The organism is Bacillus sp. C-3-6 (genome assembly GCF_054509685.1).
In genome coordinates this window covers 4,817,956-4,838,347 of record NZ_CM137247.1, presented here as the reverse complement: position 1 = coordinate 4,838,347, position 20,392 = coordinate 4,817,956, and the positions used below count along the sequence as shown (strand labels likewise).

The window sequence follows — 20,392 nt, the reverse complement described above, 5'->3', positions numbered from 1 at the left end:
GCTTGGAAGAAATCATACAAGAACATATTGATAAGTTGTTATTATTTATGAGAGAAGAAGCGTATAAACCGCTAACGATACAAGAGTTAGAAGAGGCATTTGGGATTGAAGGTTCTGAGGGCTTTAAAGATTTCGTAAAGGCACTTGTAACGATGGAAGAAAAGGGACTTGTTATTCGTACTCGTAGCAACCGTTACGGTCTTCCTGAAAAGATGAATTTAATACGCGGTAAGTTAATTGGACATGCACGTGGCTTTGCATTCGTTGTACCAGACGAGAAGAAAACGGGAGACGATGATCTTTTCATCCCTCCTACAGAATTAAACGGTGCACTTCATGGCGATACAGTATTAGCACGACTTAGTTCTCAATCGAGCGGTTCACGTCAAGAAGGTTCAATTGTACGCATTTTAGAGCGTGGAACGAAAGAACTTGTTGGTACATATACAGAATCGAAAAACTTTGGCTTTGTTATACCTGACAATAAGCGCTGGACGAGTGATATCTTTATCTTGAAAAGTGCATCAATGGGTGCTGTAGAAGGTCATAAGGTAGTTGTGAAAATTACGAGCTACCCAGAAAACCGTTTAAGTGCAGAAGGTGAAGTTATTCAAATTCTAGGTCATAAAAATGATCCAGGAGTAGATATTTTATCTGTCATTCATAAACATCATTTACCTTTAGCATTCCCTGAAGAAGTGATGGAGCATGCAAACAGTGTACCAGAAACGATTTCAGAAGAAGATTTAAAAGATCGCCGCGACCTGCGTGATCAAATGATCGTAACGATTGATGGTGCAGACGCAAAAGATTTAGATGATGCTGTTACAGTAACGAAACTTGAGAACGGTAACTACAAGCTAGGCGTTCACATTGCGGATGTAAGTCATTACGTTCAAGAAGGCTCTCCAATTGATGTTGAAGCAGCGGAAAGAGCGACAAGTGTGTATCTTGTTGACCGTGTAATCCCGATGATTCCGCATCGTCTATCTAACGGTATTTGCTCATTAAATCCGAAAGTAGACCGTCTGACATTATCTTGTGAAATGGAAATCAACAACTTAGGTGATGTTGTTAAACACGAGATTTTCCAAAGTGTGATTAAAACGACAGAGCGTATGACGTATGCTGACGTAAGAAGCATTTTAGAAGATGAGGACGAAGAGTTAATTAAGCGTTATGAGCCGCTCGTACCGATGTTTAAAGAGATGGGCCAATTGGCACAAATTTTACGTGAAAAACGTATGCGCCGTGGTGCAATTGACTTTGACTTTAAAGAGGCGAAAGTATTAGTAGATGAAGAAGGAAAACCGACTGATGTTGTTATGCGCGATCGTTCTGTATCAGAGAAGTTAATTGAAGAATTTATGCTTGTTGCGAATGAAACAGTAGCAGAGCACTTCCACTGGATGAACGTACCATTCATGTACCGTGTCCATGAAGATCCGAAAGAAGATAAGTTAGAGCGTTTCTTCGAGTTTGTAACGAACTTCGGATATGCGGTAAAAGGACGTGCGAATGAAGTACATCCTCGTGCGCTGCAACAAATTCTTGAAATGGTTCAAGGGCAGCCAGAAGAAGTAGTTATTTCAACAGTAATGCTTCGTTCTATGAAGCAAGCGCGTTACGATGCGGATAGCTTAGGACATTTCGGTTTATCAACTGAGTTCTACACGCATTTCACATCACCAATTCGTCGTTACCCGGATACAATCGTTCATAGATTAATTCGTGAATACATTATTAACGGTAAAGTCGACAACGAAACGCAAGCAAAATGGCGTGAAAAATTACCTGAGATTGCAGAGCATTCTTCTAATATGGAACGTCGTGCTGTTGAAGCAGAGCGTGAAACAGATGAGATGAAAAAAGCAGAGTATATGGTTGATAAGATCGGTGAAGAGTATGACGGTATGATTAGCTCTGTAACAAACTTTGGTTTATTCGTAGAGCTTCCAAATACAATTGAAGGTCTTGTACACGTTAGTTATTTAACGGATGATTACTACCGTTATGACGAGCAACATTTCGCTATGATCGGAGAGCGTACAGGAAACGTATTCCGCATCGGTGACGAAATTACAATCCGCGTTATTAACGTAAATAAAGACGAGCGTGCAATCGACTTTGAAATCGTTGGTATGAAAGGCACACCTCGCCGTAAGTTCAAAGATCGTCCAGTCGTTATCGAGCAGCCAAGAACAGGCAGAAAGAAACGCGGTGGACGTAGCGAGCGCAGTAATGAGCGCGGCGGTGAACGTGGCACAGGTAGAAAATTTGACCGTGGTGGCAAAGGAAAAGGAAGAGGATCCGCATCTGCATCCACATCCGCATCCGCAAGTCAGCCAGGGAAAAAAGATGGTAACGGCAAGAAGAAAAAAGGATTTTTCGAAAACGTACCAGGATTCAAGAAGAAAAAGAAAAAGCGTAAGTAAGAAAAGAGTGGCTTCGCTTTGATGAAAAGCGGGGCCGTTTTCTTTTTTCTTCGTGGCTTGAGAGCGAGCCACTTTCGCTTTTTATCGGAATCCAGCTACAGTGGCTAGAATCTGTTGGCCATTTCACTCCCTCGGACGAAGCAAAAAGCGCTTCTCTGTCGGGAGTTCCAATGTCCAAAGATTCTGAGCGAGCCACTTTCGCTTTTTATTAACATTTGTTACAATAGTAAAAATAGAGGAGGGACGTTATATGCCAAAAGGTACAGGTAAGGTTATTGCACAGAATAAAAAAGCGTTTCATGATTATTTCATCGAAGAAACATACGAAGCAGGGCTTGTCCTTCAAGGAACGGAAATTAAGTCGATTCGCGCTGGTCGCGTGAACTTGAAAGATGCGTTTGCACGTGTACATAATGGTGAAGTATGGGTTCATAATATGCACATTAATACATACGAACAAGGGAATCGTTTCAACCATGATCCACTTCGTACGAGAAAATTACTTCTTCATAAAAAAGAAATTGATAAGCTAGCGGGCGCTGCAAAAGAAACAGGTTACGCATTAGTTCCACTTAGAATCTATTTGAAAAATGGATTTGCAAAAATGGCACTTGGTTTAGCAAAAGGTAAGAAACAATACGATAAACGTCACGATTTAAAAGAGAAAGAAGCAAAACGTGAAATTGCGCGCGTGTTCCGTGATCGCCAAAAGATGTAATACAGATATTTACATTTGTAAAACGGCGCGCGTATGATATAATAACTTATGTAAGGTTGTTGCACATTGAAAAACAGCTCTTAGTAGCTATCACGATATTTTCTTCGTATGCTCCATTTTTATCATGGGGACGTTACGGATTCGACAGGGATAGTTCGAGCTTAGGTTGCGAGTCGAGGGGATCGGCCTCGTTAAAACGTCAAAGCCTATAATTGGCAAACAAAACAATCTTTCTTTAGCTGCTTAATTGCACTAAAGGTTCCTCCCTCCATCGTCCATGTGGTAGGGTAAGGGACTCAAACTAAGTGGACTACGCCGGAGTTCGCCGTCTGAGGGCGAAGGAAGAGAACAATCAGACTAGCAACTTGGAAGCCTGTCGATAGGCCGAAGAGTTCGCGAAATGCTAATATATCGACTACACTCGTAGAAGCTTAAGTGCCGATATTTTTGGACGTGGGTTCGACTCCCACCGTCTCCACCAATACATATTTGGTGGTTTTTTTATTTTGTATGATATGAACCATAATTTTGCCAGATTGGCGAGGTTATGGTTCTTTTTGTTTGTGGCAAAGTTATGGTTCCAAAAATAAAAGATTTTAAACCGTATCTTTATTATTGTCTACTTGACAGGGAAGTGACCACCTTACGTGTATATGATATTCATTGAATTTCTACAATTTAAAAGGACAATTTGTACCCATTGATAAAATTACTAGATTTATACTAAAAACACGCATTTTGATTAAGTTTTTTCAAAATGCGTGTTTCATTTATTTTTATATTTTACAATGATGCAAACAAACCTTCTTAAATTGTTTTTACCTATATTTGTATAAATAGCAAAGGAAATCTATACTTTCTCTAAAAAACCGCTTCTCTTTTATAAGAAAGCGGTTTTTTTATGAATATAACTATGAATTAACTTTAACTGTTCTGTTTATATATCTTTTCACTTTTGTTTTCCATGTGATGTATAATGCTTTCGCCTTCAACATCAATGTTAGGCAAAATTTTATCCAGCCATTTTGGCAAGTACCAGGCCGACTTACCCATGAGAGCCATGACCGCAGGTACGATTGTCATTCTCACGATGAATGCGTCGAAGAAAACACCGAATGTAAGAGCCATGCCTATGGATTTAATGATGCTATCAGGTGCCAACATGAATCCAATAAATACAGACATCATAATTAATCCTGCTGAGACTACGACTTTACCGCTCTCTCGCATTCCTTCTAAAATAGCTCTCTTCGGGTCGCCTGTATGCGTATATACTTCCCGCATCTTGCTTACTAGGAACACCTCATAGTCCATGGCAAGTCCGAACAGGATGCCAATCAGAATAACAGGCAAGAAAGCTAAGATTGGACTGGCAGCTGGGAAACCAAATAAATTTTGGAAATGCCCATCCTGCACGAAAAATACCACGGCTCCCAACGTAGCACCAAGAGACAGTAGAAACCCTAATACTGCTTTTAATGGAATGAGTAGAGATCTAAACACTAGAACTAAGAGTACATATGCGAGTCCCACAATAAGAGCAGCGAAAACTGGCAAGGCATCACTCAGCTTTTGCACAATATCAATATTCATCGCTGCTGTGCCCGTTACCATTAGTTCAATTCCATTTTTTTTCTCGGTCTGGTTTGATCTGTCCCGAATCGTATTTACCAAATCCTTCGTCTTTGTATCGTCAGGTCCTGTTTTTGGTGTGATGGAAATCATATAAATCTTTCCAGAAGGACCAGGGATAGCTGGTGTCACACTTTTCACGTCAGATAAGTCACCCAATTCTTTTGCAACGGTGTTCATAGTATTTTGCGTTTCAGCTGTTGCTTCCTTAGCTTTTGCCACTACCGCTAAAGAGGCATGAATTCCTTCTCCATATGCTTCCGTCAATAAATCATATGCTCTTCGTTCTGTCGTTTCTGTGGACTTTGATGTTCCATCAGAAAGCAGCCCAAGGTTCATATGGAAAAATGGAATCGTAATCACTACAAGTAGTCCGATTGCGAAAATCGAAACAGCCAGAGGACGTCTTACGACAAATTCCCCCCATTTATTTGAACCAGTGCGTTTCTTACCTGCCCCAGTCATCTTTTCTAAGAATCGATTTTGTTTAGTTGGGGCAATCTTATGGCCGATAATTCCTAATATGGCCGGTAATATGACGACGGAAACCACCACAGCTATGAACACAGTGAAAGCAGCGGATACGCCCATCGCTATTAGGAATGGAATCTTTGTAACAGACAGTCCCAAAAGACCAATAATAACAGTTAATCCTGCAAAGATTACGGCACTTCCCGCTGTTCCAGTTGCAATGGCAATAGATTCTGGAATAGAATCTCCTTGTGCGAGCTGCTGTCTAAAGCGATTGATAATGAAAAGCGCATAGTCAATGCCTACTGCGAGTCCCAGCATGGCAGCTAATGTTAAGGAAACAGATTGGATTTCCACATAATTGGTTCCAATCATGATTCCTAGCATTCCAATCGCTAATCCGATTATCGCAGTGAGAATCGGAAGTCCAGCTGCTAGAAAAGACACAAAAGTAAATGTGAGGACTACGAAGGCAACAAGTACTCCAACAATTTCAGTCATACCTGAAGTCTCTGAGTCGGAAAACTTAATATCGCCTCCTGATAGCTCCGTTTGAATGCCGGCATCCCTTGTTGTTTCAATACTATCTAAAATCTTATCCTTAGAAGCTTCTGTGACCTTTTCCGCTTCCACTTTGTACGTAACAACTGCATATCCGATTTTCTTATTTTCACTAAGGTTCTGCAGTTGCATCGGTGCTGCCACAGAATCAACAGCTGAATCTTTTTTTATCTCACTTAGAACTTCTGCAATTTTCTGTTGTACTTCCGCTGACTCCAAGGTTCCGTTTTTTGGTGCTTGAAATACTACTTTTACTTGTGCACCTGCTGGTTGCATCGCTTTAAACTCTTTTTTAATTACTTTTCCTGCTTTATCTGCCGGTGTATTCGGAATGCTCATTTCATCATTGAAAGAGGAACCCATGTTGACTCCAATAAGTACAAATGCAATAAGAATTGCGAGTGCACTGAATATAACCTTTTTCCTATGATTTACTGCCCAATGTCCTAACTTATAAAGATATTTTGCCAATTAAATCTCACCCTACTCTCGTTGAAAATTTGTCTTGTTCTTACGTTGTAATTTAGAAATGTACAAACACCAAAAACTTATATTATTTATATAAAAGGATTTTAAAATGTATATTATAAATTGTATCAGTATATCTCACCCTATTTATAGCTTGCAAAATGGCGGAAAATTGCCAGTAGGAAACAAAGAAAATGGTACACATTGACAGCAATGATGGCCTTTTATACACTAACAATTGTACTTACATGTGTAAGTATAACAGTGAATTTTCATCTTTCAAGCACTCTGTGAAAATTTGCACTTAAAACGAACAGAATGAAGGGATGTGTTAGTTTTGAGGAAGTCAAGAGAAGACAGTATACACTCTCAGAAATACATTATGGAGGCATTGAGCGCACTGTTGCATGAACATAAACTGCAAGATATAACTGTAACAGCTATTTGCAAAAAGGCTGGAGTTGCCAGAGTCACATTCTACAAATACTACCGCAACGTTTACGACGTCGTACAAGTATCAGTGGATGAAATTGTTCAACAATTTTTGAAAGAGGTTGATAGTTTGGATCCTTATGAAAGTATGCAGCTAATTATTGAATATATTATAGAGGGCTTTGTGTCTGCACAGAAGCCGTCAGGAAAGTTAATTGATGCAAATATATCTAGTATGATGCTTGATTATTTGAATTACACAATGGAAAAGGTCTTTCAAGCGGATATTACGCGCAATCATGACATAAGCAGAATGCAAATCCTGTTTTTAGCAGGCGGTATCTATAATATTGTTAACGATTGGATTAAAAGAGGGGCAAAGGAATCTCCCCAGGCACTTGCTGCAAAAATATACGAGATCCTTCCATATGGGACAACAGACACAAGGAATTTGGCAAATTCATGATGCAACTGTACTACCTTTGATTACATCTAAAAAATGGCATCACATAAATAGCTGTGAGTAGTTCATCTAACCATAAACGACCGTTTTTGGTTAAAAGAACAAAACTTTCTTTCATATAAAATTTTCTTAACGTTGTTGAAAGCGGAGGAATCGTCAGGAAAATGGGCTTAGTGTTGTAAATCCGCATTTTCCTGACGGTACCTCTAAAAGCAAAGGATATCATTACAAACACTTTTATCATTAAGCCAATATACTAAAACTCCGTTGTTAAAGTTATTGAACTTGTTGTATAAAAGCTTTAATGAATAAAATAGTAAGATTAAATGCCACATGCTGATAATAGGTATTTTTATTTGTCTTGTTGTAACATTCACGGCAAGTTTATGCTTCTTTTGTTTGTGGAAAAGTTAGGATTCTAAAAATAGAATGCTTTTAATTCTTCACTTCTTTCAATTTTATCCTTATTGCGTATTCCTTAATGATTACAAGTCTATCCCGTCAAAGCCTGGTTGATAAGACTTAATTAAATTTCAATTTATTCAAATCTTCATATGTTTTGTATTTTTATCTATATCTATTGTAAGATTATATAGAGTTCTCCTAATAAACTGTTTTAATGGATTATTTAGGGGTTTTAAATTTATAAATCTTAAATTGTTTTTTGGGGATAATTTTTTATCTAACTAAGTTATATTGAAGTAGAGGTGAACCATCGGTGAAGCAAGTGTTGGTGATTAAAAATGAACGGTCTTCAGCAAAGAAAATCGTAAGCGGTCTAACGCAAGAAGGCTATTTCATTTTAAAACTTCACAATGAAAACGAAGGTTTAAATATAATATATGAACAAGACTGGGATATTATCATATTAGATTGGGATTCATTAAGTATATCGGGACCAGAAATTTGTAGACAAATACGGCTTGTTAAAAAGACACCGATCATTATTGTGACCGACAATATTTCTAGTAAGGATTGCGTAGCAGGATTACAAGCAGGAGCAGATGATTATATAAGAAAACCATTTGCGAAGGAAGAATTGGTAGCAAGGGTTCAAGCTATTTTAAGGAGAAGTAATTGTAACCAGCAAAATGAGATGAAATTTTTTCAGTTTAAAGATCTCTTTGTTGATGCATCTAGCAATATTGTGAAAAAAGGTGGCGAAAATCTCTCACTTACTAAGCGCGAGTATGATTTACTTGTATTTTTAATCAAAAACAAAAACACAATATTGAGCCGTGAGATGCTTTTGAATCAAGTTTGGGGATATAACGTAGTAGTAAATCCAAATGTAGTAGATTTATATATTGGGTATGTAAGAAAAAAGTTAAAGTGCGAGAAGAAAGACAGATATATTCAAACGATACATGGCAGAGGCTATTCAATGATTGATTGATAAAAATAAGATAATAAAAAAATGAGTAAAACTATTTCATTTGGTTTTACTCATTTTTTTATTAAATATGATAATCAAATAGTTTCTTAGAAGTATTAAAAGACGTAAAAAAATGGATTATGAAAATATTAGCTATTAATGAGCGTGTTTTGTAGAGGAAATCATGGTTAATCAACACGCCCGACTTCATATATTACTTTGTGTGCCTGATTTTATTAATTCACACCATTCACAAGATTTTCACAGAATTAATGACTATACTAATTAACAGGATGTTCAAATGAAAATGATTATCAATAGCGATTCAATTGAATAAAAGTTACTTTCTAATTCAATCTATGGATGTCATCATTTTCGAAATAAATCACACTATAAGGAGTATACATATGAAAAAATCTATGCTTTTAAAATTAGTGAGTATTCTAGCAGTTTTCACTTTAATGTTAGTAGCTTGCTCAGATTCAAGTAAAGAAACTTCGAAGGCTAATAATAAAGATAATGGTAGTGATAAGCCAAAAACGGTTGAAATCACTGATGCTCATGGAACTGTTAAAGTCCCTGTAAACCCAAAGAATGTAGTTGCTTTGGATAACAGAACTTTTGAAACTTTATCTGATTGGGGAATTAAATTAGCGGCTGCTCCAAAGGATATCATGCCTGCTGATTCAGCATATAAAAAGGATGAAAAAGTTCAAAATATTGGGAATCACCGTGAACCAAATCTAGAAATTATTGCAGCGGCAAATCCTGAACTTGTAATTGTTGGTCAAAGATTTGCTGACCATTACGAAGAAATCAAAAAATTAGTACCAAATGCAGCAGTTATTGATCTTAATTTTGATGTTTCTGAGAAAGCTACTAAGCCTGGCGAAAACTTAGTAAAAGGACTTAAAGATTCTACAGTTACTTTAGGAAAAATCTTTAATAAAGATAAAGAAGCTAAACAATTAGTAGCTGATTTTGATAAATCTATTGAAAAAGCAAAATCTGCTTATAACGGAAAAGATAAAGTTATGAGTGTTATCGTTACTGGTGGTAATATTGGTTTTGCTGCGCCACATTCTGGTCGTGTTTGGGGACCGATGTATGAAATTTTCGGTTGGACTCCAGCGTTAGAAGTTTCAAATTCTACTGCAGGTCATAAAGGTGATGACGTTTCTGTTGAAGCTATTGCACAAACAAATCCTGATTGGATTTTCGTATTAGATCGTGATGCTGCAACATCTGATGCAGCTAAGTCAACACCTGCTAAGGATGTTATTTCTAAATCACCTGCTCTTCAAAACACAACTGCTGTTTCTAAAAAACAAGTTATTTATGCACCAGAAGATACTTACACAAATGAATCAATTCAAACTTATATAGAGTTATTTGGAAATATGGCAAAAACTTTAGCTAAGTAGTGTAAAGGAGTACGAAACAGTGTCAAAAAATATAATTTCTAGGGTTGAGAATATTTCTCAACCCCAGTTTTATAATCACAATAAATTATGGACAAAACCTTTTATAATAGCAGTTATAGTTGTTATAATTTTAGGGATTATATCACTGTTTACTGGAGTTTATGATATACGTGGACAAGAGGACGGGACAGAGATGTTTTTCATAACTCGTGTTCCGAGAACAGCTGCATTAATGCTTACTGGAGCTGCGATGGCGATGGCAGGGCTCGTAATGCAACTCATTACACAGAATCGCTTTGTTGAACCTACTACAACGGGGACTATTGAATGGTCAGGCTTAGGCCTGCTTTTTGTGTATTTATTATTTCCTGCCCCGACTTTAGTTCAAAGAATGACTGGTGCAATCATTTTTTCTTTTATAGGAACTATGATTTTCTTTCTATTTTTAAGAAGAGTTAAGCTTCGTTCGTCTTTAATTGTTCCGATTATTGGATTGATGCTTGGAGCAGTAATTTCTGCAGTGTCTACTTTTTTAGGACTCCTTTTTCAAAAGACGCAAAGTATTGAAACTTGGTTTGTAGGTTCATTTGCTAACATTCAGGTGGGAAGATATGAATATTTATGGCTGATTGTTATCATTACTTTTCTTATTTTTATGTATGCTAATAGATTGACTTTAGCTGGACTAGGAGAAGATGTCGCAACAAGTCTTGGAGTTAATTACAATAGAATTGTTCTTTTTGGGACTGCTCTTATCTCTGTTGCAGTTGGAATTGTTGCAGCTGTTATTGGACACTTACCTTTCTTAGGATTAATTGTGCCAAATATCGTTTCAATGTTTAGAGGTGATGATCTTAGGAGTAATTTACCTTGGGTTTGTGTGATCGGAATGGGATCAATAACTGCCTGTGACATCATTTCTCGAAAAATTATACAGCCTTTTGAATTACCTGTTTCTTTAATACTTGCAACAGTGGGAGCAGTCGTGTTTATTACTATTTTATTGAGACAAAGAAAACCAAGGAGGCTACGATGATCACATTAGAATATAGAAAAAAAGAAAATGTCGAAATCGATTCTAGCCTTCATAATGAAAGTAGATCAGCTAGCGCTTTTCGGTCTAAGAAGGAAGCAAGACGTTATTGGATTTTACTGATAACATTGATTGCTTTAGGTCTTCTTTCTTCATATGGACTTTTAGTTTATAACAATCCAGTTCCGATAGATTCACCTTCTTTTATCCCAGTCGTTAAGAGAAGGATAGTAGCTATTGTTGCAATGATTATTGCTGCGGTTTGCCATAGCTTGTCGACAGTTGCTTTCCAATCTATTACGAATAATAAAATTATTACTCCATCGCTTTTAGGTTTCGAATCACTTTATTCAGCAATTCAAACGAGTACAGTATTCTTCTTTGGTGCTAGTGCGTTAATAAATTTTAATGGAATTGGATCATTTTTATTCCAAGTTGTTGTTATGGTCTTCATGAGTTTGATACTTTATGGATGGTTACTTTCCGGTAAATACGGGAATTTACAACTTATGCTTTTAGTTGGAATTATTATTGGTACCGGGCTAAATTCAGTGTCAACTTTCATGAGAAAACTACTTGCGCCTTCAGAATTTGATATTTTACAAGCAAGATTATTTGGTTCTGTTAATCATGCAGATCCTGCATATTTTCCTATTGTAATTCCTATGATCATAATTGTAGCAGTATTAATTTTTGCTCATTCTAAGAATTTGAATGTTTTGTCACTAGGAAAGGATGTTGCTACTTCTTTTGGAGTTAAATATCAACCTAGTGTAATTTATACGCTTGTATTAGTAGCTATTTTAATGTCCATTTCAACAGCTCTAATTGGGCCACTTACTTTCTACGGCTTTTTAGTGGCAACTTTGAGTTATCAGGCAGCGTCAACTTATGATCATAGATATATTTTTCCGATGGCTTTTGCTATAGGATTTTTAATAATGACGAGTGCATACTTTTTAATGTATCATGTATTCCATGCTCAAGGTGTAGTTTCAGTTATTATTGAATTATTCGGTGGAATCATATTCTTAACTATAGTTTTAAGGAAGAGGGCTTTATGATAAAAATTGATAATGTTAAAAAGTTCTATACTGATAAGGTAAAAATAGGACCTTTGGATATTGAAATACCAAAAGCAGGCTTTACTTCTTTAATTGGACCAAATGGCGCTGGAAAGTCAACGACACTTTTGATGATTGGCAGACTTTTAGATATGGATGAAGGTCAAATTCAGGTAGCAAATATGGATGTTTCTGAATCCAAATCAAAAGACTTAGCAAAAGTTTTGACTATATTGCGACAAGAAAATCATTTTGTAACTAGGCTTACTGTGAGACAACTAGTTGGATTTGGGCGCTTTCCTTATTCAAAGGGAAGATTGACTAAAGAAGATGAGGCTATCATCTCTAAATATATCGATTTCTTAGATTTAACTAGTTTAGAGAATAGATATTTAGATGAGCTTTCTGGTGGTCAAAGACAAAGGGCATATGTAGCGATGGTATTGTGCCAAGAGACTGAATATGTACTTTTGGACGAACCTTTGAACAACCTTGATGTTGCTCGTTCTGTTCAAATGATGGAGCATTTAAGACGTGCAGCTAATGAATTTGGACGAACAATTTTGACTGTTATGCATGACATAAATTTTGCAGCTAAATACTCGGATAAAATTTGTGCTATGAAAGATGGACAAATTGCTGCTTTCGGAACAGTAGAAGAGGTTATGGACCCAACACTTTTGACAGATATTTTTGAAACAAAAATAGAGATTATTAATGGTCCTTATGGGCCAATCGCTGTTTATTAGTTATAAAATGTCTTGCGTAGATTATGCAAGACACTCTAGTTGAAGTTGCTGTCTGTATTTTATAGGCAGCAGCTTTTTTTATGTGATTACTCATAAAATGCAAAAGAATGCTTCACCTTTTCAAGTATGTACCAAGTGGAAAAAATATCTCTGTATAATTTTTCAAAAGAATTCAGCTTGTTTTTTGTATATGTAATATTGCATATCAGAGTGTATTGATAAAAGTGTAAGGGGTCACTATAATGAGGGCATAAAGATAAATCACATTTTCGTAGCAATAAAAAGGAGGAAATAATATGGAAATCGCAATGGCAGTTTTAAAATTTGTAGGTGGCGTAATCCCGTTAATTCAAGAACTTTTAAAAGCATTTATGTAAGTTTATTAGTTAGCTATCATTTATCAATCATTATCATATTTTACTAAAAAAAGAACGGGGTGATTTTTCTGAATATTAAGAAAAACACTAAAAGAAGAAAGTTCCTTACATGTTTATTAGTTAGTCTATGCACTATTAATTATTCATCTATTTCCTTCGCAGAAACACAAGCAAGTAATGTAACTGATGTAACCAAAAATGCTAGTGGCATTAATACTGGTATAGCAAATCTTAAATATAATAATCAAGAGGTTTTAGCTGTAAATGGTGATAAAGTAGAAAGTTTTGTTCCGAAAGAAAGTATCAATTCAAATGGTAAATTTGTAGTAGTGGAACGCGAGAAAAAATCACTTACAACGTCACCAGTCGATATTTCAATTATTGATTCTGTAGTGAATCGCACGTATCCAGGAGCTGTACAACTTGCAAATAAAGCTTTTGCAGACAATCAACCAAGTTTATTAGTGGCTAAGAGAAAGCCTTTGAATATTAGTATAGACTTACCGGGCATGAGAAAAGAAAATACAATCACTGTCCAAAATCCGACATATGGTAATGTAGCTGGAGCAGTAGACGATTTAGTATCTACTTGGAATGAAAAGTATTCTACAACACATACGTTACCTGCAAGAATGCAGTATACGGAATCTATGGTTTATAGTAAATCACAAATAGCAAGTGCTCTTAATGTTAACGCTAAATATCTTGATAACAGTCTAAACATTGATTTTAATGCGGTTGCAAATGGAGAGAAAAAAGTGATGGTAGCGGCGTATAAGCAAATATTTTATACGGTAAGTGCTGAACTACCTAACAATCCATCCGACCTTTTTGATAATAGCGTTACTTTTGACGAGTTAACTCGAAAAGGCGTAAGTAATTCGGCTCCACCTGTTATGGTTTCAAATGTAGCTTATGGTAGAACGATTTATGTAAAATTAGAAACAACATCTAAGAGCAAAGATGTACAAGCTGCTTTTAAAGCCTTACTTAAGAATAACAGCGTTGAAACAAGTGGACAGTATAAAGATATTTTTGAAGAAAGTACCTTTACTGCTGTAGTATTAGGCGGAGATGCGAAAGAGCATAACAAGGTTGTTACTAAAGATTTCAATGAAATCCGAAATATTATTAAAGATAATGCTGAATTAAGTCTTAAAAATCCAGCATACCCAATTTCATATACAAGTACTTTCTTAAAAGATAATGCAACTGCTGCTGTTCATAACAATACAGATTATATTGAGACGACAACTACAGAATATTCAAGTGCTAAAATGACACTTGATCATTACGGTGCTTACGTTGCTCAATTTGATGTATCTTGGGATGAATTCACATTTGATCAAAAGGGTAACGAAGTACTAACACATAAAACGTGGGATGGTAGTGGAAAAGACAAAACGGCTCATTACTCTACAGTTATCCCTCTTCCACCGAATTCAAAAAATATAAAAATTGTAGCAAGAGAATGTACAGGTCTTGCATGGGAATGGTGGAGAACAATTATTAATGAACAAAACGTTCCATTAACAAATGAAATAAAAGTTTCAATTGGAGGAACAACATTATACCCAACAGCTAGTATTAGTCATTAAGTATAAAAAAAGCGCCCTATAAGTAGGGCGCTTTTTTACTTAGTCACAAATTTTATTCCTTTATTTGCCGGGCGGCCCGATTGATGAGGGCTGATTAATAATGTAATTCCTAATATAGTTAATCGGCGTTGATTTACTTCTTCACGTAAAATGGATTGAAATGAAATTCCTATTACTTGGACAAGTGTTGCTAAAAGTGTGGCAATTGGAGGAATAAAACTTTAAAAAGTTTATGTTCTTTTGTTTGCGGCCAACTTAAGAAACTTTTGTAAAATGATAGGATTACAAAAATGTAATGTGGGTGTAAGGAAACTGGATTGTACCATCTTTATGGTTAAAGCATACTTAAGGTAAGGAAGATTTATATTTTAACGGGTATAAATCTTACAAGTAGAATAGAAAGGTTAGGTATTATCATATGAAATGGATCATGAGAATTTTTGTGTTATTAGCTATAGTAGGAGGTGCTTTCTACTATATGAAGTCAGGGAATGGATACTATTTGACTAAACAATATTATGTAAAAGTAACGACTGATTCTAAAGTAGAAAACGAAAAATTGAGTAATGGAGAAGTTCTTACGTATCATGTTTACGATGAGAAGGTGTACGATAAAAAAGGGGAAGAAAGAGAACTGAAAATTTCCTTGCAAAATGAATTGGAAAAAAATCAATATTATTTGATTGATTGGGAAGATCGCCGTGGGATTGTTTCTAAAATAGCTAAAGTGAATCAAGCAAAAATAGATAAAGGTATTTTAGATAAGTTGAACGCAAATTCATAATATTTCAGGATAAGTTAATCAAAAGCTGTGTTAGCGTAAGATTTATAAGAAAAAGGTATTGTAGCAAAAATAAAAGAGATTATTATAAAACAAAAAAGACCGAACCGTCTGGTTCTGTCTTTTTTTAGGAGTGAAGAATGAATTTTACAAATGATGTGGCACAAAGCTGGATTGCTACAATTGGGATGACATGTATGAATAGTGGACTGTAACACTTATGTAGATGGTTTGCAGAGATATAAAATCAATATAGAAGAGGAGTATTATTCTAGATGACTTATGTAACTACAATTTTATCAATAGCGGGTATCGTTATCATGTCTTTAGCGAGGATTAATTTTAAAATAAGGGCGTTTGCTAATAAACCAGCTTGGGGTGGCTTCACTCTTCCCTTAATTCTAATTGGATTTATTTTATTTTGTATCGGTATGTTTTTAGGTTTTGTAAATCATCAACTATAAGGTGGGAATATTGTGAAGACGAAAAGCTACATGTTTTTCGTCTTTTCGTTCTCTTGCTTAATAAGAAAGATCCTGCAACTCAGTACAGGATCTTTAATCAAACGTATTTAAAAACTAAATTGTGGTTTCATATCACCTTTATAAGGTTCATGTTCAACGAATATAGTTATATCCTTACCAGCTTGGTCTTTACCAGTTCTTTTATACGTAAATTTATTCTTATTTAGTTCAGTAAGCTCAAGAGCAGCACCGTATTTATTATTTCCAATTGAAACATGGGCTCTTATTTTATTTTCGTGTACAACATCGAAGTAGCCATAATCACCGCGGCTTTGACCTGTTTCGCTATTGAAAAACTCATATTTATTAGATTTGTCATCAAATTTTGCTAAACTTATAAAATTCGAATTAAACTGTGTTACATCGTTACCAGCTTCGTCTAATACCTTTGTTCCGTGCCAAAGGGTACCGCCCAAAATTTTATCTCCATCAACGTTTTTAACAATATCTCCTGTAGTCGTGTTCAGCTGCTTGTCCGGATCAGTGAAAGAAAGTTCTTTTTCTTTATATGGAACATGTTCAACGAAAACTTCTACATCTTTACCGTTAGCGTCTTTCCCCATTCGTTTATAAGTAAATACATTTTTATTTAGTTTTGTCATGTCAACGACAGCTTGATACTTCATTGATTCTGAAATTAATATTCTCTTCTTCCCATCATTTGTGACAAAGAAAGTTCCTTTATCGCCACGACTTGCACCTGTTTTAGCATCAAAAAATTCATATCTGCCTGACTTCGCATCATATTTTGCAAGACCAATGAAGTTTGCATTCTCTTTTGTTAAGTCATTCTTATCTTTGTCATACACTCGTGTACCTTGCCAATTTGTCTCGCTAAGAATATTAGCCATTTTTTGCCCTTTAGTTAATTTATTTTCCTTTTTTGTTTCTTTGGCAACTTGTTCTTGTTTTTGTTTCCCATGATTTTCTTCAGCTTTAGTACCAGCACACCCTGTTAATGCTAATGTGAATCCGAGCAGTACGGATGATAGTGCTTTTGCTTTTTTGTTCATGTTTTATCGTCTCCTTATTTTATGATTTCAAGTAGTACGGTTAGCGATTATAGTAGCAGTGCGTCATAGATGAACTTAGTTGCTACGTTGCCTATGTTAATCCCCGACTATAAACTGCCTCTAAATAAAACATTAAAAAAAGATAAACTAATTCCTAAAAAATGTTCATATTTATAAAAAATCGCTAGATTACTGTAGTGGCTACGAGTAATCCAAAAAATACATTGTAAAGAAGAAGGAAAGCCGCTAATAATAATGTAATTGCTAATAGAGCTAATCGATTGTAGTGCAAAACTTTTGAGAAAAACTGTAGGAGAAATGAAGGTTTTATAGAATTCGTTTCGTATAGGAAGGGGATGTCCATGTTTGATTCAACAGATTTTAAGATTATACAATTACTACAAGAAAACGCTAGAATGAACTGGAAGGAAATTGGGGAGATAGTACATTTGACTGGCCAGGCTGTTGGGAAACGAATTAATAAATTAGAAGAGGCAGGTGTCATTCAAAAATATACGATAAATATTGACAGAGCTAAGCTAGAAGGTTCTATTATGACCTTTGTTACACTATTTTTGCATGCACCGCACTATCATAATCAAATTCAAAACTTTTTTGAAAAAACGGACGTAATTACTGAAATGTATCGTATAAGCGGCGATGGGTGCTATGTCATGACTCTTCACACATCTTCGCATCAGCAATTAGAAGAGACTCTTGCAGATGTTTTACATTATGGTGATTATCGTATAAATACTGTCATTAAGACGATGGAAAAAAAGAAAGAATAAGATACTTATCCTTTCTTTTTTCATATGGAACTGTAATTCTTTATTTGCTTTTGATTATAAAACAGTTTGCTGACATGACTGTTGCATAAATATCACCAAACTCTAATGCATTCATGAACGATTGATGAGCGTGTACTGCGGGGATTAGATTTCCTTGGAATTCTAAATCTTTTGTTGTACAAGCATCTTCAATTACAATACATTGAAATCCGAAGTCACTGGCAGCGCGCACTGTTGCATCAATACATACATGAGTCATCATACCGCAAATGACTAGTCGGTCTATTTTCTCTGTCTGTAATGTTTCTAATAAATTTGTTCTGAAAAAACTGTTAGGGTGATGTTTTTGAATGACTCTTTCGTTAGCAATTGGTTGTACATCATCATAAGTTTGAACACCTATTGTATCGGGTAAGAAGAAAGTAGCCCCTTCATTGTTCGCAATATGTTGTACGTGAATAACTGTTTTATGTTTTTCACGAAATGCTTTCAAAACTTCTTTCGCTTTTTGTGCGGCTTTTTCAGGTTGATGTAATTCCATATTGCCGCCTTCAAAGTAATCATTTTGTATGTCTACTAATAGTAACGCTTCGTTCATCGTTATTCCCCCACACTTAGTGATTCAGCACGTTATTTGTACTGTACCGTTATTATATAAATTGTAGCTATGCGGAAGTAATAACGTTATGAAACGATTTTAACGGATATAGTTTCAGTGTGAAAAAAGTGAAAGTTGCTATAAGTACAAATGGATTTTGTGGAATTCACAGCAAGGTTATAGATAGAGTGGCATCGCAGGGTTAAAAACCATACCTTTGCTGGAGGAGCGGGTTATGTTTTTTTATGAGGAAATGCGATTTTAAGTTTTTGCTGAAGATGTTTTTCTAGGATATGCTGTGAGTGATTGGAGTGAGGTAGTGTCAGATATTGTCGACCAATCGATATATTGGAAAAATCGTTGATATATTGTGAGTTGTGATAGATATATTGAGAAAATCGTTGATATATTTGTAAAGGGGTGTTTGAGGTGATTGTGAAAGAGAGAAAAATGCCGATTTATATAAGACAGTTAGAAGCACTTCTTAGAAGGTTACCTGTACATCATACGAAACGAAATTTAATTGGAGAAAACTTGGCAAAACACATGGCGGGGTATAAAGGAGAGCAAGCGATTGATTATCCGCTTAGTTTTATTTCTGAGAAAGAGTATAGTGTTTTACATGATGTTCGCTTATGTAATTATGATAAATACTTTCAAATTGATACTATTATCCTTTCCACAAAGTTTCTTCTTTTTCTTGAGATAAAAAATATAGCAGGTACATTAATGTTTGATGCAAAGTTTAATCAACTTATCCGAATAACAGAAGGAAATTCAGAGGGATTTCCAGATCCGGTTTTACAAATAAAAAGGCAAGAAATACAACTAAAGAAATGGTTAAACTCACATGGATTTTCCTCTAGTCTTCCAATTGAGTCCCTCGTTGTTATTAGCTCGCCTCGTACCATTATAAAATCTTCAGATGACAATCTTCTTCATACAATTATTCATAGTGCCAATTTACCTCATAAAATAAAGTGGTTTGAAAGTAAATATAAGAGAAAAGTTATAGATAATGTAGATAGGCTCATTCATCAAATAATAGCGGAGCATTCTCCACTTCAACAAAATATACTTGAGCAATATAAAATAGAAAAAGAGGAGTTGCTAAATGGAGTACAATGTGAGAAATGCTTAGTTATTCCAATGGTTAAAGTTAAGAAGGGTTGGCGTTGTACAAGTTGTAAAGATTTTTCAAAAGTGGCACATGTGGATGCTATACGAGATTATGCATTGCTCATTAGTAAGACATGTACGAATGGTAATTTGAAAGAGTTTCTCAATGTTTCGTCGGGTATGGTTGTAAACAGAATTCTCCACACACTAAATCTTCCCTACACTGGCAACAACAAAGGACGAATATATGATTTAACTTCTTTCCAATCGTAATTTTGCTATAATAAATAAGTACTTATACGAAGGGGAGTCTAAAGAGAAAATGAAGTCATTTAATATCGATCATGTTATAGCTAGTGTTTTGCAATGGATATTAAATATAGCTTTAATTATATTATCCATTGTGTTATCAATTTTCTTAGTGAATGAGACGATCACGTTTGTGCAGTATATTTTTTCGTCAAAAGAGTATACGTCTTATAAATTGGTTGAAAGTATCATCGTCTATTTCTTATACTTCGAGTTCATTGCATTAATTATTAAGTATTTTAAATCGAATTATCATTTCCCGTTACGTTATTTTATTTATATCGGAATTACGGCTTTAATTCGATTAATTATTGTGTCTCATGAGGAACCGATGGAGACGTTATTATACGCAGGAGCAATTCTTGTTTTAGTTATTGCTTTATACATATCGAATATGAGAGATTTGAGAAAAGAGTAGTAGTGCAGACGTAAGTTTGCACTACTTTTTTACATCTTG

General features: G+C 35.4%; 17 protein-coding genes and 1 other RNA gene. 15 read left to right on the top strand and 3 right to left on the bottom strand.

Going from position 1 to position 20,392, the window contains the following annotated elements; translation table 11 throughout:
* Positions 1-2: 2 nt before the first annotated feature.
* From rnr to ssrA, 3 genes are all read left to right on the top strand, one after another.
* A complete protein-coding gene (rnr, locus tag ACW0JX_RS24970) occupies positions 3-2,435 on the top strand; it encodes a ribonuclease R (protein ID WP_089171969.1) in 2,433 nt (810 codons plus the stop codon).
* 250 nt (positions 2,436-2,685) lie between these two features.
* Positions 2,686-3,153: an SsrA-binding protein gene (gene smpB / locus ACW0JX_RS24965; RefSeq protein WP_001123920.1), complete on the top strand. Its 468-nt coding sequence runs from the start codon at positions 2,686-2,688 to the stop codon at positions 3,151-3,153.
* Positions 3,154-3,279: 126 nt separating this feature from the next.
* Positions 3,280-3,634: a transfer-messenger RNA gene (ssrA, locus tag ACW0JX_RS24960) on the top strand.
* Positions 3,635-4,077: 443 nt separating this feature from the next.
* Here ssrA and ACW0JX_RS24955 read toward each other — a convergent pair.
* Positions 4,078-6,288: an MMPL family transporter gene (locus tag ACW0JX_RS24955; protein WP_459245179.1), complete on the bottom strand. Its 2,211-nt coding sequence runs from the start codon at positions 6,286-6,288 to the stop codon at positions 4,078-4,080.
* A 379-nt stretch (positions 6,289-6,667) separates the two neighbouring features.
* Here ACW0JX_RS24955 and ACW0JX_RS24950 point away from each other — a divergent pair, with 379 nt between their 5' ends.
* The 9 genes from ACW0JX_RS24950 to ACW0JX_RS24910 all read left to right on the top strand — a co-directional run bounded on the left by ACW0JX_RS24950 (position 6,668) and on the right by ACW0JX_RS24910 (position 16,045).
* The gene (locus tag ACW0JX_RS24950) at positions 6,668-7,183 is read left to right on the top strand and encodes a TetR/AcrR family transcriptional regulator (protein WP_043935894.1); all 516 of its coding nucleotides are present in this window, start codon (positions 6,668-6,670) and stop codon (positions 7,181-7,183) included.
* 715 nt (positions 7,184-7,898) lie between these two features.
* Complete coding sequence (locus ACW0JX_RS24945; protein ID WP_089171967.1) at positions 7,899-8,576, top strand: response regulator transcription factor; 678 nt, start codon at positions 7,899-7,901, stop codon at positions 8,574-8,576.
* Positions 8,577-8,962: 386 nt separating this feature from the next.
* Positions 8,963-9,979 (top strand): siderophore ABC transporter substrate-binding protein, encoded by a 1,017-nt coding sequence (locus ACW0JX_RS24940; protein WP_000749449.1) that lies wholly within the window; start codon positions 8,963-8,965, stop codon positions 9,977-9,979.
* Between the two features lie 19 nt (positions 9,980-9,998).
* The gene (locus tag ACW0JX_RS24935) at positions 9,999-11,015 is read left to right on the top strand and encodes an ABC transporter permease (protein WP_459245178.1); all 1,017 of its coding nucleotides are present in this window, start codon (positions 9,999-10,001) and stop codon (positions 11,013-11,015) included.
* Positions 11,012-12,076 carry an iron chelate uptake ABC transporter family permease subunit gene (locus ACW0JX_RS24930; protein WP_000631245.1) on the top strand — a complete coding sequence of 355 codons (1,065 nt, stop codon included), beginning with the start codon at positions 11,012-11,014 and terminating at the stop codon, positions 12,074-12,076. The genes ACW0JX_RS24935 and ACW0JX_RS24930 overlap by 4 nt, the downstream gene beginning before the upstream one ends.
* Positions 12,073-12,825 carry an iron ABC transporter ATP-binding protein gene (locus tag ACW0JX_RS24925; protein ID WP_000590061.1) on the top strand — a complete coding sequence of 251 codons (753 nt, stop codon included), beginning with the start codon at positions 12,073-12,075 and terminating at the stop codon, positions 12,823-12,825. The genes ACW0JX_RS24930 and ACW0JX_RS24925 overlap by 4 nt, the downstream gene beginning before the upstream one ends.
* Before the next feature lie 436 nt (positions 12,826-13,261).
* A complete protein-coding gene (gene alo, locus ACW0JX_RS24920) occupies positions 13,262-14,800 on the top strand; it encodes an anthrolysin O/cereolysin O family cholesterol-dependent cytolysin Alo (RefSeq protein WP_000576745.1) in 1,539 nt (512 codons plus the stop codon).
* 418 nt (positions 14,801-15,218) lie between these two features.
* Positions 15,219-15,584, top strand: a complete 366-nt coding sequence (locus ACW0JX_RS24915) for a YxeA family protein (RefSeq protein ID WP_002164645.1) — start codon at positions 15,219-15,221, stop codon at positions 15,582-15,584.
* Between the two features lie 272 nt (positions 15,585-15,856).
* Positions 15,857-16,045, top strand: a complete 189-nt coding sequence (locus ACW0JX_RS24910; protein WP_000222858.1) for a hypothetical protein — start codon at positions 15,857-15,859, stop codon at positions 16,043-16,045.
* 107 nt (positions 16,046-16,152) lie between these two features.
* Here ACW0JX_RS24910 and ACW0JX_RS24905 read toward each other — a convergent pair whose 3' ends face one another.
* The gene (locus ACW0JX_RS24905; RefSeq protein WP_001034143.1) at positions 16,153-17,118 is read right to left on the bottom strand and encodes a DUF4822 domain-containing protein; all 966 of its coding nucleotides are present in this window, start codon (positions 17,116-17,118) and stop codon (positions 16,153-16,155) included.
* Positions 17,119-17,480: 362 nt separating this feature from the next.
* On the opposite strand from ACW0JX_RS24905, the gene ACW0JX_RS24900 reads away from it, so the two are divergent.
* The gene (locus ACW0JX_RS24900; protein ID WP_228497287.1) at positions 17,481-17,909 is read left to right on the top strand and encodes an Lrp/AsnC family transcriptional regulator; all 429 of its coding nucleotides are present in this window, start codon (positions 17,481-17,483) and stop codon (positions 17,907-17,909) included.
* Positions 17,910-17,949: 40 nt separating this feature from the next.
* Here ACW0JX_RS24900 and ACW0JX_RS24895 read toward each other — a convergent pair whose 3' ends face one another.
* Positions 17,950-18,507: a cysteine hydrolase family protein gene (locus ACW0JX_RS24895; RefSeq protein ID WP_459245177.1), complete on the bottom strand. Its 558-nt coding sequence runs from the start codon at positions 18,505-18,507 to the stop codon at positions 17,950-17,952.
* Between the two features lie 435 nt (positions 18,508-18,942).
* Here ACW0JX_RS24895 and ACW0JX_RS24890 point away from each other — a divergent pair, with 435 nt between their 5' ends.
* A complete protein-coding gene (locus ACW0JX_RS24890) occupies positions 18,943-19,899 on the top strand; it encodes a nuclease-related domain-containing protein (protein ID WP_459245798.1) in 957 nt (318 codons plus the stop codon).
* A gap of 49 nt (positions 19,900-19,948) precedes the next feature.
* Positions 19,949-20,353: a phosphate-starvation-inducible protein PsiE gene (psiE, locus tag ACW0JX_RS24885; protein WP_000834709.1), complete on the top strand. Its 405-nt coding sequence runs from the start codon at positions 19,949-19,951 to the stop codon at positions 20,351-20,353.
* Positions 20,354-20,392: the final 39 nt, after the last annotated feature.